13 protein-coding genes are annotated in these 14011 nt (G+C 62.2%); 4 read left to right on the top strand and 9 right to left on the bottom strand.

The features are described 5' to 3' along the window. Window positions 1–180: 180 nt before the first annotated feature. Window positions 181–2460 carry a phosphoenolpyruvate--protein phosphotransferase gene (gene ptsP, locus J5M71_RS25275; protein ID WP_087499782.1) on the bottom strand — a complete coding sequence of 760 codons (2280 nt, stop codon included), beginning with the start codon at window positions 2458–2460 and terminating at the stop codon, window positions 181–183. A 22-nt stretch (window positions 2461–2482) separates the two neighbouring features. Continuing rightward, window positions 2483–2962: an RNA pyrophosphohydrolase gene (locus tag J5M71_RS25280; RefSeq protein ID WP_003249017.1), complete on the bottom strand. Its 480-nt coding sequence runs from the start codon at window positions 2960–2962 to the stop codon at window positions 2483–2485. Between the two features lie 141 nt (window positions 2963–3103). Here J5M71_RS25280 and J5M71_RS25285 point away from each other — a divergent pair, with 141 nt between their 5' ends. Beyond that, window positions 3104–3760: an HAD family hydrolase gene (locus tag J5M71_RS25285; protein WP_207838151.1), complete on the top strand. Its 657-nt coding sequence runs from the start codon at window positions 3104–3106 to the stop codon at window positions 3758–3760. 129 nt (window positions 3761–3889) lie between these two features. On the opposite strand, the gene J5M71_RS25290 is transcribed toward J5M71_RS25285, so the two are convergent. Together J5M71_RS25290 and ilvA are read right to left on the bottom strand one after the other, a co-directional pair. Continuing rightward, a complete protein-coding gene (locus tag J5M71_RS25290; RefSeq protein WP_207838153.1) occupies window positions 3890–4315 on the bottom strand; it encodes a DUF2269 domain-containing protein in 426 nt (141 codons plus the stop codon). Between the two features lie 149 nt (window positions 4316–4464). After that, complete coding sequence (gene ilvA / locus J5M71_RS25295; RefSeq protein WP_063912114.1) at window positions 4465–5979, bottom strand: threonine ammonia-lyase, biosynthetic; 1515 nt, start codon at window positions 5977–5979, stop codon at window positions 4465–4467. Between the two features lie 134 nt (window positions 5980–6113). On the opposite strand from ilvA, the gene rpiA reads away from it, so the two are divergent. Beyond that, complete coding sequence (gene rpiA / locus J5M71_RS25300; protein ID WP_063912115.1) at window positions 6114–6788, top strand: ribose-5-phosphate isomerase RpiA; 675 nt, start codon at window positions 6114–6116, stop codon at window positions 6786–6788. 104 nt (window positions 6789–6892) lie between these two features. Here the strand turns inward: rpiA and J5M71_RS25305 are convergent, their stop codons facing one another. The 4 genes from J5M71_RS25305 to J5M71_RS25320 all read right to left on the bottom strand — a co-directional run bounded on the left by J5M71_RS25305 (window position 6893) and on the right by J5M71_RS25320 (window position 11077). Then, on the bottom strand, window positions 6893–7795 hold the full coding sequence (locus J5M71_RS25305) for an SdiA-regulated domain-containing protein (protein ID WP_207838155.1): 903 nt from the start codon (window positions 7793–7795) through the stop codon (window positions 6893–6895). Window positions 7796–7885: 90 nt separating this feature from the next. Next, entirely contained in the window at window positions 7886–8806 is a 921-nt protein-coding gene (locus tag J5M71_RS25310) for an SdiA-regulated domain-containing protein (RefSeq protein ID WP_207838157.1), read from the bottom strand. Window positions 8807–8988: 182 nt separating this feature from the next. Next, window positions 8989–9654, bottom strand: a complete 666-nt coding sequence (locus J5M71_RS25315) for a fumarylacetoacetate hydrolase family protein (protein ID WP_207838159.1) — start codon at window positions 9652–9654, stop codon at window positions 8989–8991. Between the two features lie 25 nt (window positions 9655–9679). After that, window positions 9680–11077 carry an FAD-binding oxidoreductase gene (locus J5M71_RS25320; protein WP_207838162.1) on the bottom strand — a complete coding sequence of 466 codons (1398 nt, stop codon included), beginning with the start codon at window positions 11075–11077 and terminating at the stop codon, window positions 9680–9682. 170 nt (window positions 11078–11247) lie between these two features. On the opposite strand from J5M71_RS25320, the gene serA reads away from it, so the two are divergent. Then, window positions 11248–12477 (top strand): phosphoglycerate dehydrogenase, encoded by a 1230-nt coding sequence (gene serA / locus J5M71_RS25325; RefSeq protein ID WP_207838165.1) that lies wholly within the window; start codon window positions 11248–11250, stop codon window positions 12475–12477. A 165-nt stretch (window positions 12478–12642) separates the two neighbouring features. On the opposite strand, the gene J5M71_RS25330 is transcribed toward serA, so the two are convergent. Continuing rightward, complete coding sequence (locus tag J5M71_RS25330) at window positions 12643–13119, bottom strand: DUF4399 domain-containing protein (protein ID WP_207838168.1); 477 nt, start codon at window positions 13117–13119, stop codon at window positions 12643–12645. A 224-nt stretch (window positions 13120–13343) separates the two neighbouring features. Between J5M71_RS25330 and J5M71_RS25335 the strand changes: the two genes are divergently transcribed. Further along, the gene (locus tag J5M71_RS25335; protein ID WP_207838171.1) at window positions 13344–13832 is read left to right on the top strand and encodes a transporter substrate-binding domain-containing protein; all 489 of its coding nucleotides are present in this window, start codon (window positions 13344–13346) and stop codon (window positions 13830–13832) included. Window positions 13833–14011: the final 179 nt, after the last annotated feature.

The raw sequence follows: 14011 nt of genomic DNA on the forward strand, positions 1-14011 counted from the left end.
TGAAACGGTAGCCAAGGCCTCGTTGCAGAAAAGCCTGGATGGCGGAAAGCTTGAACTGTCTGGTGTGCTTGCTCATGTGAAACGCCCCTGAGGTTGGATTTTTGTCCAACATCAGGGGCGCAGTTCATACCTGTGGGAGCGGGTTTACCCGCGAAGAGGCCGGAACAGGCCACCTCATATTCAGAGGGTTTTATTGGCCCCGGGCCCGATCATCCGCGCCAGCCCAAGGTTCTTCAGGGCCAGTTGCAGCGAGCTGTGGATAACCTGCGGGTTGTCATGGCTCAGGGCCTCGGCCAGCAGTTCCTTGGCCTTGCCCAGGTTGATCTGGCGCAGCATCCACTTCACCTTCGGCAGGTTGGTGGCGTTCATCGACAGGCTGTCGAAGCCCATCGCCATCAACAGGATCGCCGCCGCCGGGTCACCGGCCATCTCGCCGCAGATACTCACCGGCTTGCCTTCACCATGGGCATCGCGCACCACCGTGTTCAGCGCCTGCAACACCGCCGGGTGCAGGTAGTCGTACAGGTCGGCGACCCGCGGGTTGTTGCGGTCCACCGCCAGCAGGTACTGGGTCAGGTCGTTGGAGCCGACCGACAGGAAGTCCACCTGCCGCGCCAGCTCCTTGGTCTGGTACACCGCCGCAGGAATTTCCACCATCACGCCAACCGGCGGCATCGGCACATCGGTGCCTTCGTCACGCACCTCGCCCCAGGCGCGGTGGATCAGGTGCAGCGCCTCTTCCAGCTCGTGGATGCCGGAAATCATCGGCAGCAGGATGCGCAGGTTGTTCAGCCCCTCGCTGGCCTTGAGCATGGCGCGGGTCTGCACCAGGAAGATTTCCGGGTGGTCGAGGGTGACGCGGATGCCGCGCCAGCCGAGGAACGGGTTTTCTTCCTTGATCGGGAAGTACGACAGCGACTTGTCGCCGCCGATGTCGAGGGTGCGCATGGTCACTGGCAGCGGGTGGAAGGCCGCCAGCTGCTCGCGGTAGATGGCCAGCTGCTCCTTCTCGCTGGGGAAGCGCTGGTTGATCATGAACGGCACTTCGGTGCGGTACAGCCCTACCCCTTCGGCACCGCGCTGCTGGGCACGGGCCACGTCAGCGAGCAGGCCGGTGTTGACCCACAGCGGCATGCGGTGGCCGTCCGGGGTAACGCACGGCAGTTCGCGCAGGGCATCCAGGCCCTGGGCCAGCTGGCGCTCCTCCTCGACCACGTCGCTGTACTGCTTGCGCAGCACTTCGCTGGGGTTGGTGAACACCTCGCCCTTGTAGCCGTCGACGATCATCTCGATGCCGTCGACCTTGGAATACGGCAAATCGACCAGGCCCATCACCGTGGGGATGCCCATGGCGCGGGCCAGGATGGCGACGTGGGAGTTGCCCGAGCCCAGGACCGAGACCAGGCCGACCAGCTTGCCTTCCGGTACTTCGCCGAGCATCGCCGGGGTCAGCTCTTCACTGACCAGAATGGTGTTGTCGGCATACACCAGCGACTGTGCGCGGGCTTCCTGCAGGTAGGCCAGCAGGCGCCGGCCAAGGTCCTTGACGTCGGAGGCGCGCTCGCGCAGGTAGTCATCGTCCATCAGCTCGAAGCGGTTGACGTGCTCGCCCACCACCTGGCGCAGGGCGCCCTGGGCCCACTGGCCGGTCTTGATGACTTCGGTCACCTCACCGCCCAGGGCCGCGTCTTCAAGCATCATCAGGTACACATCGAACAGTGCACGCTCTTCCGGGCGCAGTTGGGTGGCCAGCTTGGCCGACAACTTGCGCATATCGTCGCGCACACCTTCGAGGGCGTTCTGGAACAGCTTCAGTTCGGCGTCGATGTCATCGACGGTCTTGTCCGGTACCACTTCCAGGTCAGCCGGCGGCAACATCACCACGGCGCGCCCCACGGCGGCGCCAGGCGAGCCCGGTACGCCGACGAAGCGCGCTTCCTGGATGCCCTTGCCCTGGCGGCCCAGGCCACGGATCGAGCCGGTGGCCTCGGCGTGGGCGATAACCCCGGCGAGCTGGGCGCTCATGGTGACCAGGAAGGCTTCTTCGCCCTCGTCGAACTGGCGACGCTCCTTTTGCTGGATGACCAATACCCCGACCACACGGCGGTGGTGGATGATCGGCGCACCGAGGAAGGAGGCGAATTTTTCTTCGCCGGTTTCGGCAAAGTAGCGATAACGCGGGTGGTCGGCGGCGTTTTCCAGGTTCAGCGGCTCTTCCCGGGTACCGACCAGGCCGACCAGGCCTTCGTTGGGGGCCATGCTGACCTTGCCGATGGAACGCTTGTTCAGGCCTTCGGTGGCCATCAGCACGAAGCGGTTGGTTTCCGGGTCGAGCAGGTAGACCGAGCAGACCTGACTGCCCATGGCCTCCTTGACACGCAAGACAATGATCCCCAACGCCGACTTGAGATCTTTGGCGGAGTTTACTTCCTGGACGATCTTGCGCAGCGTATTGAGCATGGCTCGGGGTCGAACTCCGTCGTCAGTCGCGCGTCAGCAGACGCGGTGCTAGCTCTTTCAGGGCGCGTCGGTAGACCTCGCGCTTGAATGTCACAACCTGGCCCAGCGGGTACCAATAGCTGACCCAGCGCCAGCCGTCGAATTCCGGCTTGCCGGTCAGGTCCATCCGCACCCGTTGTTCGTTGCTGACCAGACGCAGCAGGAACCATTTCTGCTTCTGGCCGATGCACAGCGGCTGGCTATGCGTACGCACCAGTCGCTGGGGTAAACGATAACGCAACCAGCCACGGGTGCAGGCAAGAATTTCCACATCATCGCGTTCAAGGCCAACTTCTTCGTTCAGCTCGCGGTACAGGGCATCTTCCGGCGTCTCGTCAGGGTTGATGCCACCCTGTGGAAACTGCCAGGCATCCTGGTTGATCCGGCGAGCCCATAGCACCTGCCCGGCATCATTCGTGAGAATGATCCCGACATTGGGGCGAAAACCATCCGGGTCGATCACGGCAGCAACCTCGCAAACGCATGTCACCGCATTGTTCCACAAAGCTTGCGAGCGCAGCAACGCGCCCGCCAAGCTTATGTGCAGCCGCGTGAAAACTCCGTATTCTGCCGGCCTACCCTGTGGCTGATGCGAGTGACCTCGATGCGTCTGGCTTTATTCGACCTGGACAATACCCTCCTCGGTGGCGACAGCGACCATGCCTGGGGTGACTACCTTTGCCAGCGCGGCATCCTCGACCCGGTTGCCTACAAGCAACGCAATGATGGCTTCTACCAGGACTACCTGAATGGCACCCTGGACCTGCAGGCCTACCTGGCCTTTTCCATGGAAATCCTTGCAGCAACACCGTTAGCCCGGCTAGACGAGTTGCACCGCGACTTCATGCGCGACTGCATCGAGCCGATCATCCTGCCCAAGGCGCTGACCTTGCTGCAGCAGCACCGCGAGGCCGGCGACCAGCTGGTGATCATCACCGCCACCAACCGCTTCGTCACCGCACCGATTGCCCGGCGCCTGGGGGTTCGCGTGTTGCTGGCGACCGAATGCGAGACGCGTGATGGCCGCTATACCGGGCGTAGTACCGATATACCGTGTTTCCGTGAAGGCAAGGTGACGCGACTGGAACGCTGGATGCTGGAGAACGGCTTTGATCTTGCGGACAGCTACTTCTACAGCGACTCTATGAACGATCTGCCGTTGTTGCAGCGGGTGGCGCATGCGGTAGCGGTGGATCCCGACCCGAACCTGCGGGCGGAGGCCGAGCAACGTGGGTGGCCGGTGGTTTCGTTGCGAGATTGAGGTTTTCCTGTAGCGGCCTCTTCGCGGGTAAACCCGCTCCCACAGGTACTGCACAGCCATCAAGCCTTGCACAGGTCCTGTAGGAGCGGGTTTACCCGCGAAGAGGCCAGCACATACAGCACAAGGCTTTCAGACCGGCTTGGCGCCCATAAGCCCGGCAATGGACAGGAAGCAAACCCCACTGAATACCGCCAGTGCCAGGGTAAAGCGCAACCCCACCACCTCGGCCTTGCGCAGCCGGTTCAGCCGGATCAGCAGCCACCACACGGCAAACGCGCCCAGCGTATAAATGACACTGGACGCCAGCACCCAGGTCTGTCCCAGCGGCCAGCCCACCAGATGTACCAGCCACCAGCCGGTGAACGGCATGCTCACCAGGCACAGGCCCATCACCAGCCAGACGAACACCAGCGGGCGACGCAGCAGCTTGGCGTAGGCCTCGGCATCGCCCTGGCGGCGGGCACGCACGGTCCAGAGCGCCAGGCCCAGGGCGCCCAGCAGCAGGAGCGCGGTGGCGATGATGTGCAGGGTTTTGAGGGTGGTCAGGTGTTCCATGTCTCTATTGTCCTTGAGCAGGCCATTTTGCAGTGGCTTCTTCGCGGGTGAACCCGCTCCCACAGGTACTGCACTGACCTCGAGACTTGTGCAGTACCTGTGGGAGCGGGTTTACCCGCGAAAGGGCCATCAGCCCCAAGCTTAGCCGCTCAGCCCAGGAACAGCTTGTAAGCCGGGTTGTCAGTCTCGTCCCAGTACGGGTAGCCGATCTTCGCCAGCGCCGTCGGCACCAGGTGGCGCTCGTCCTCCGGTACCTGCAACCCGGCCACCACGCGGCCGTCAGCCGCGCCATGGTTGCGGTAGTGGAACATCGAGATGTTCCAGCGCCCGCCCAGCTTGTTGAGGAAGTTGAACAGCGCCCCCGGCCGCTCGGGGAATTCGAAGCGCAGCACCATTTCGTCACTGGCACCAGCCGAATGGCCGCCGACCATGTGGCGAATATGCAGCTTGGCCAGCTCGTTATCGGTCAGGTCGGTAACCGGGAAGCCCTGATCGGTCAGTTGCTGCACCAGCGCCGCCCGCGGGTCGTTTTCCGGGTGGGTCTGCACGCCGACGAAGATATGCGCCTCGTCGGAGGTGTGCTTGCGGTAGTTGAACTCGGTGATCTGGCGCTTGCCGATAGCCTCGCAGAAGGCCTTGAAGCTGCCTGGGCGCTCGGGAATGGTCACGGCGATGATCGCCTCGCGCTTTTCACCCAGCTCGGCACGCTCGGCCACATGGCGCAGGCGGTCGAAGTTGACGTTGGCACCGGAATCGATGGCCACCAGGGTCTGCCCGGTGACGCCGTACAACTCGACGTACTTCTTGATGCCCGCCACGCCCAGGGCACCGGCAGGTTCGGTGATCGAGCGGGTATCATCGTAGATATCCTTGATCGCCGCGCAGATCTCGTCGGTACTGACGGTGACCACTTCATCCACATGATGGCGGCAGATATCGAAGGTGTGCTGACCGATCTGCGCCACCGCCACGCCATCGGCGAACAGCCCGACCTGCGGCAGCACCACACGCTCACCGGCCGCCATGGCCGCCTGCAGGCAGTTGGAATCGTCCGGCTCGACGCCAATCACCTTGATTTCCGGACGCAGGTACTTCACGTAGGCAGCAATGCCGGCGATCAGGCCGCCGCCGCCCACCGGTACGAAGATCGCGTCCAGCTGGCCAGGGTGCTGGCGCAGGATTTCCATGGCCACCGTGCCCTGCCCGGCGATGGTGTGCGGGTCGTCATAGGGGTGGACGTAGACGAAGCCCTTTTCATCGACCAGTTTCAGCGAATAGGCCAGCGCCTCGGGGAACGAGTCGCCATGCAGCACCACCTTGCCGCCCCGCGAACGCACGCCTTCGACCTTGATCTCCGGGGTGGTCTTGGGCATCACGATAGTGGCCTTGATGCCCATCTCGCGTGCGGCCAGGGCCAAGCCCTGGGCATGGTTGCCCGCCGAGGCGGTGACCACGCCACGGGCCAGTTCTTCCGGGGTCAGTTGGGCCAGTTTGTTGTAGGCCCCGCGGATCTTGAACGAGAACACCGGCTGCAAGTCTTCGCGCTTGAGCAGAATCTGGTTGCCCAGGCGCTTGCTCAGTTGCCCGGCGCTCTGCAGCGGGGTTTCGACCGCAACGTCGTAGACGCGCGAGGTGAGGATCTTCTTGACGTACTGTTCGAGCATCGGGAAAGCATCACTGGGCCGCGGGACAAGGGCTGGGAGTCTACCCCAGCGCTACGTCGGGCGACCACAGCAAAGCCGCCCGAGCCGTTATACTAGGCTCTTTTCAAAACCGCCCTGCCCCTCTCGGAGCCCGCATGACCCAGGACCAACTCAAACAGGCCGTCGCCCAGGCCGCTGTCGACTTCATTCTGCCCAAGCTGGATGAAAAGAGCGTCGTCGGCGTCGGTACCGGTTCGACCGCCAACTTCTTCATCGACGCCCTGGCTCAGCACAAGACTGCCTTCGACGGCGCGGTCGCCAGCTCCGAAGCCACCGCCCAGCGTCTGAAGGGCCATGGCATCCCGGTCTACGAGCTGAACAGCGTCAGCGAACTGGAGTTCTACGTGGACGGCGCCGACGAGAGCGACGCGCACCTGAACCTGATCAAGGGCGGCGGTGCAGCCCTGACCCGCGAGAAGATCGTCGCCGCCGTGGCCAAGACCTTCATCTGCATCGCCGACGCCAGCAAGCTGGTACCTGTGCTGGGCGCCTTCCCACTGCCGGTCGAAGTGATCCCGATGGCCCGCAGCCACGTGGCTCGCCAGCTGGTCAAGCTGGGCGGCGACCCGGTGTACCGTGAGGGTGTGGTGACCGACAACGGCAACGTGATCCTCGATGTGCACAACCTGCAGATCACAAACCCGGTGGAGCTGGAGGCGCAGATCAACGCCATCGTTGGCGTGGTGACCAACGGCCTGTTCGCGGCGCGTCCGGCGGATTTGCTGCTGCTGGGTACCGCTGAAGGCGTGAAGAGCCTGAAGGCCGAGTAATCTTCTTCGCGGGCACGCCCGCTCCCACAGGAACTGCACGGGGTCTGAAACCGGTGGCGTACCTGTGGGAGCGGGCATGCCCGCGAATAGGCCCTTCCAGGCAATCAATCCGCCGGCTGTTTGAACACATAGAACAGGTTCGGCTCACTGACCAGATAGATGGTCCCCGCCTCATCCATCGCAATCCCCTCCGCCTGCGGCACCGTCGCCTGCAACCCCTGGAACCCCTTGCGCAACGACAAGGTACTCAGCGGCCGACCCTCCACATCCAGTTCCAGCACCAGCCGCGACTCGTCCGACAGCGCCAGCAGGTGCCCGCTGCGCTCATCGAACTGCAAGCTCGACAGGTCCCGCACGAACAGCCGCGAATCGCGCTTGCGGTCCTGTACCACATGCACCGCATAGGGCTGCTCCGGGTTGTCGTGCGGGAAACCATGCACCTCGTAGATCAGCATCGGGTCACGTTCCTTGGCCACGAACAGGCGCTTGCCCGCCGAATCGTAGGCCAGCCCCTCGAAGCCCTTGTTGCCATTCAGGCCAATGCCCAGGGTCAGCTGCTCGGCATCGCCGGCATCGAGGAACATCGTGTTGTCCTCCAGGCGCACGCGAATCAGCCGCTGCTGACGCTCATCGGTAATCACATAGCTATTGGGCCCGACGTACTCCACGGCTTCCGGGTCGCCGAAGCCGGTCAGCGGTACCCGGCGCAGGATTCGGCCGTCCAGCGACAGTTCGATCAGTTCCGAGCGGGCATTGGTGACGGTAAACAGGGTCTTGCGGTCCGGGTCGTAGGTCAGCGCCGAAATGTCGTCATCCAGCCCCTCGATCGGCTGCGCCTCCACCACCACCCGGTAACGGTCCAGGCCGATGCTCTGCTCGGCTGGCTGCCACCAGGCCTTGAGATTGAACCAGACACGCTCGAACAGGCGGAACTCCTGCCCGGCCAAGCCGAGCAGGATCAGGCCGATGACGGCCAGAACAGGAAACGGGTGAACAAAACGGCGCATGAGGGCAGACTCGACATAGGGGTGGCGAATCTAACCATGAACAACTGAAGTAAAGCTTAATGCCAGCATCCGAAAAATCGGATATTGGGGTCAGTTCTTTCTGAAGCGATAGAACAGAGCCGGCTCGCTGACCATGTACAGGTTGCCCTTGTCGTCCATGGCCACCCCTTCGGCACGCGGGATGGTGCCCTGCAGGCCGTTGAAACCACCCAGCAAGGTCATGAAGCTGACTTGCTGGCCCTGCTCGTCCAGCTCCAGCAGCATGTTGGAATCGGACGACAGCACCAACAGGTGGCCGGTACGCGGATCGACGCTAAGCGCCGAGAGGTTGCGCAGGTCCAGCTCATCGCTGGGCAGCAGCTTTTTTTCACCGGTGAGCGGGCTGCGGCCATCAGTATTCCAGGTATACAGCTTGGGCGGGCGCTCCTCGCCGATGACCAGGCGCTGGCGCAGCGGGTCCCAGGCCACCGCCTCGAAGCCCTTGTTGCTCTTCACCGACTGGCCCAGGTCGTGGCTCTGGAAATCATCATGGTTCAACGCGGTGGTCTGCGCATCCACCTTGACCACGGTCAGGTCGTGCAGGCGCTCGTCGGTGATTGCCAGGTAGCCGTCTTCCAGCACGGCGACGCCTTCCGGGTTGTTCCAGCCGTTGAGCGGGATCTTGCGCAGTACATCGCCATCCAGGCTCAGCTCGACCAGGATCGGGTTCTTGCCCATGACTGCGAACAGGGTGCGGGTACGCGGGTTGAAAGCCACGTCCGAGGCTTCATCGTCGTCCATGCCTGGCAGCGGCTTGGCATCGATGTCGACCTGGTAGTCCGGCAGCCATACGCTTTCGCTGCGCTCGGCGGTGCTTTCGAAGCTTTCCTTGACCCACAGCGCACCGCGGTCATCCCAGTGCATGGCCACGGCCACGCCATAGCCGATTACCGCTGCCACGGCCAGGCCGAAGGGCCAGCGCAGGAAGAAACGACGCTTGGGGGTTGCCGGGGCGCTGGAGGGAGATGACATGCAGGGGTCCTGGGGAAATGGGCGTAGATCCGCGCATTATCCGGATCAGGTGTGAAAAATCGGTAAACCGGACCGGCCTCTTCGCGGGTGAACCCGCTCCCACAGGCATAGCGCCGCCCTTGAGAGTTGCGCAGTTCCTGTGGGAGCGGGTTTACCCGCGAAGAAGGCGATACGGTTCCAGCTCAAAGCACCCGGCTTTCGAAGCGGCTCACACCTGGCAGCTCAAGCACCAGTTCGTCACCGACATGGAACGGCCCTACGCCAGCCGGAGTACCGGTGAGGATCACATCCCCCGCCTGCAGCGAGAAATGCGCAGCCATGTACTGGATCATCGGCACGATCGGGTTGAGCATCATCGCGCTGTTACCGTCCTGGCGCACCTCGCCGTTGACGGTCAGGCGCACCGGGATGTCGGTCACGTCCTCGAAGCTGGCGGCCGACACGAACGGCGGCAGTACGCAGGCGCCGTCAAAGCACTTGGCCAGCTCCCATGGCAGGCCCTTCTCTTTCAGCCTGGCCTGCACATCGCGCAGGGTCAGGTCCAGCGCCGGGGCATAACCGGAAATGGCGTCCAGCACCTCTTCCTCGCTCGGATGAGTCGACAGCGGCTTGCCCAGCAGCACGGCAATTTCGGCCTCATAGTGCACAGAGCCGCGCTCGGTCGGGATCTTGAAGCCACCTTCGGCCGGCACCACGCAACTGCCCGGCTTGATGAACAGCAGTGGTTCGGTGGGGATCGGGTTGTCCAGTTCCTTGGCATGCTCGGCATAGTTACGGCCGATGCACACCACCTTGCCCAGCGGGAAGTGAATGCGCGTGCCGTCTACGTACTGGTGCTGGTAACTCATGGCCGACTCCTCTGGATACTGCTTTCTATTCAGGTGCGAAGATCTTACCCGGATTCATGATGCCGTTAGGGTCGAACACGGCCTTTATTGCCTTCATGCAGGCGATTTCTTCGGGCGAGCGGCTGTAGCCCAGGTAGTCGCGCTTGGTCATGCCGACGCCGTGCTCGGCCGAGATCGAGCCGTTGTAGCGTTTGACGATATCGAACACCCACTTGTTGACCTTGGTGCACGAGGCAAAGAACTCATCCTTGTTCATGTGCTCGGGCTTGAGGATGTTCAGGTGCAGGTTGCCGTCGCCAATGTGGCCGTACCACACCACTTCGTAATCCGGGCAATGTTCGGCGACGATGGCATCGATATCGCGCAGGAACGCCGGCACTTTCGACACGGTGACGGAAATGTCGTTCTTGTACGGGGTCCAGTGCGAGATGGTTTCCGACAGGTACTCGCGCAGTTTCCACAGATTTTTCAGCTGGGTCTCGCTCTGGCTCATCACCCCGTCCAGCACCCAGCCCTGCTCGACGCAGTGCTCGAAGGTGGCCAAGGCTTCGTTGGCCACCTCCTCGGTGCTGGCCTCGAACTCCAGCAGCGCATAGAACGGGCAGGCGGTCTCGAACGGTGCCGGCACGTCGCCGCGCGCCAGGATCCTGGCCAGGCCCTTGTCGGAGAAGAACTCGAAGGCGGTCAGGTCCAGCTTGGCCTGGAAGGCATGCAGCACCGGCATGATCGAATCGAAGTCCGGGGTGCCCAGCACCATCGCGGTGAGGTTGCGCGGTGCACGGTCCAGCCGCATGGTGGCCTCGACCACGAAGCCCAGGGTACCTTCGGCGCCGATGAACAGCTGGCGCAGGTCATAGCCGGTGGCGTTCTTGATCAGGTCCTTGTTCAGCTCCAGTAGCTCACCCTTGCCGGTGACCACTTTCAGCCCGGCCACCCAGTTGCGGGTCATGCCGTAGCGAATTACCTTGATCCCGCCAGCATTGGTGCCAATATTGCCGCCAATCTGGCTGGAACCGCTGGAGGCGAAGTCCACCGGGTAATACAGGCCCTGCTCTTCGGCACAGGCCTGCAGCTGGCGGGTAATCACCCCGGGCTGGCAGACCACGGTGCGGTCGAAGGCATTGAAGCCGAGAATCTGGTTCATGTAGTCGAAGGCGACCACCACTTCGCCATTGGCCGCCACGGCGCCTGCAGAAAGCCCGGTACGCCCACCAGACGGCACCAACGCCACCTTGTGGGTATTGGCCCAGCGCACGATCGCCTGCACCTGCTCCACCGTTTTGGGAAACACGATGGCGCTGGGCGCCGGTGGGTAATGCTTGGTCCAGTCCTTGCCATAGGCTTCCAGGGAAGCTGCGTCGGTCAGGACCTTGCCAGGGTCGACAAGGGTCATCAGTTCATCAATAACAGCGGGGTGAGTCATCGCTGGAACTCTCGACTTATTCATAGTCACCCTGAGCACACTTCACCTGTCGGGATAAGCTCAGATTGTGTCGCGTATGCTAGCATAGCCCTCCCGCTGTTCATGCTAAGGCTGCCTTCGCGCCTGGCATCACCCTCGCCATTTTTTCTCCGGGATACAGGTTTACGCAGATGAGCAAGACTTCTCTCGACAAGAGCAAGATCCGGTTCCTTCTTCTTGAAGGTGTGCACCAGAACGCGGTCGATACCCTCAAGGCCGCCGGCTACACCAACATCGAATACCTCACTGGTTCGCTGCCGGAAGCCGAGCTGAAGGAAAAGATCGCCGACGCCCACTTCATCGGCATCCGTTCGCGCACCCAGCTGACCGAAGAGATCTTCGACTGCGCCAAGAAACTGGTCGCCGTCGGCTGCTTCTGCATCGGTACCAACCAGGTCGACCTGGAAGCTGCCCGCGAGCGCGGTATCGCCGTGTTCAACGCGCCCTACTCCAACACCCGTTCGGTAGCCGAACTGGTACTGGCCGAAGCCATCCTGCTGCTGCGCGGCATCCCTGAGAAGAACGCTTCCTGCCACCGTGGTGGCTGGATCAAGAGCGCGGCCAACTCGTTCGAGATCCGCGGCAAGAAACTGGGCATCGTCGGTTATGGTTCGATCGGTACCCAGCTGTCGGTATTGGCCGAAAGCCTGGGGATGCAGGTCTACTTCTTCGACCCGCTGACCAAGCTGCCACTGGGCAACGCCGTACAAGTCACCAGCCTGCACGAGCTGCTGGGCCTGGCCGATATCGTTTCGCTGCACGTGCCTGAGTTGCCATCCACCCAGTGGATGATCGGCGAGAAGGAGATTCGTGCCATGAAGAAGGGCTCGATCCTGATCAACGCCGCCCGTGGCACCGTGGTCGAACTGGACCACCTGGCCGCCGCCATCAAGGACAAGCACCTGATCGGCGCCGCCATCGACGTGTTCCCGGTCGAGCCACGTTCCAACGACGAAGAGTTCGAAAGCCCGCTGCGCGGCCTGGACAACGTGATCCTGACCCCGCACATCGGTGGTTCCACCGCCGAAGCCCAGGCCAACATCGGCCTGGAAGTGGCAGAGAAGCTGGTCAAGTACAGCGACAACGGTACCTCGGTGTCCTCGGTCAACTTCCCGGAAGTTGCCCTGCCGGCACACCCAGGCAAGCACCGCCTGCTGCACATCCACGAAAACATCCCGGGCGTACTCAGCGAGATCAACAAGGTCTTCGCCGAGAACGGCATCAACATCTCCGGTCAGTTCCTGCAAACCAACGAGAAAGTCGGTTACGTGGTGATCGACGTTGACGCCGAGTACTCCGACCTGGCGCAAGAGAAGCTGCAACAGGTCAAGGGCACCATCCGTTCCCGCGTCCTGTTCTAAGTTCGCTGGCGACATGAAAAAGGGAGGCCCTGGTGGCCTCCCTTTTTTTGCCTGTGACATTGGTGTCGCCTGCTTCGCGGGTAAACCCGCTCCCACAGGATCACCACAAGCTTCAGACCTGTGGGATCCCTGTGAGAGCGGGTTTACCCGCGAAGAATCCAACACCTATTTCACGTCAACCGTGATCTTCTGCGACACGACGCTCGGCTTGAACGGCACGTGATACTGGTCACCCAGCACCAACTGCAGGGTGTGCTTGCCCGGGGTCAGGGTAATGCTGGTTTCGGTCTGCGCCTTGCCGAAGTGCAGCACCTGCGGGCCCGCCGGCAGCGCGGTGCCGCTCTGTGGCATCTGGCTGACTGGCAGCGCCATGTCGGCCATGGGTTCCTTGTCCACATCCACCAGCAGGTGGTGGTGCCCGGTGTGCGGGGTATTGTCACCCGCGGGCTTGAGCGCCATGCCCTCGATGCCGAACTTGACGGTGAAGGTCTGGTCGACCGTAGCGCCATCGGCGGGGGAAACGATGAAGACCTTGGCCTCCTTTGGCGGTTCCTGGCTCTTCAGGGCATCTGTGGCACTGGCGAACACCGACGCTCCCATCAACAGACCGGCAACGGCAGCACGCGAAAATAGGCTGTTCATTCACTTCTCCTGTGATTCACTTATTGACCGCCGCCAATATTCCAGTGGCGGCGGTGGTTCACCTTAGTTGATATGTGCGCCCAGATGTTCACATCGTCAGGCAGAAATATTTCAATCAAGGTTAAACAATGCCGAGGCTTCAAGGTCATAGGCTGCGCTCGACCACGGCGAGGAAAAAAGCCGTGGCGAAGGTTATTCATTTGCCAAAGAAGAAAGGGGCTTTCATGCGTTCGACCATAGGGGTATTGCTGGCGGTACTGATCACGCCATTGGCTCAGGCCGAGCTGATAGATGAAATCGCCGACCGGGGCGAACTGCGCATCGCCGTGCAGGCCGACAACTCACCGTACGCCTTCAAGGAAAATGACCACCTGACCGGTTTCGAGATCGAGTTCGGCCAGGACCTGGCCAGGGAGCTGGACCTGCGCGCCGAGTTCATCGAAGCTCCTGCGACAGAGGTACTGCCCGGTGTCGAGAGTGGCAAGTACGACATCGCACTGACCCCGTCGAGCGAATCGCCCAAAGGTGACGGCCAGCTCGATGTAAGCCTGCCGTTTGGCGAGAAGCAGCTGGTGATCCCGTTCCAGAAGGACAACCCGGCGTTCGAGAGCGCGGTGAACAATGCACTGCAGCGGCTCAAGGACAGCGGACGGACTGCCGAGCTTGAGCAGAAGTGGTTCAAGGGTGTGCCTGAGACTGCGGACGGGCAATAGGATTTTTACTGCCTGTACCGGCCTCTTCGCGGGTGAACCCGCTCCCACAGGGTGAACTGCGCCCCTGATGTTGGACAAAAATCCAACCTCAGGGGCGTTTCACATGAGCAAGCACACCAGACAGTTCAAGCTTTCCGCCATCCAGGCTTTTCTGCAACGAGGCCTTGGCTACCGTTTCA

This window comes from Pseudomonas sp. 43(2021) (assembly GCF_017490805.1).
Taxonomy (GTDB): domain Bacteria; phylum Pseudomonadota; class Gammaproteobacteria; order Pseudomonadales; family Pseudomonadaceae; genus Aquipseudomonas.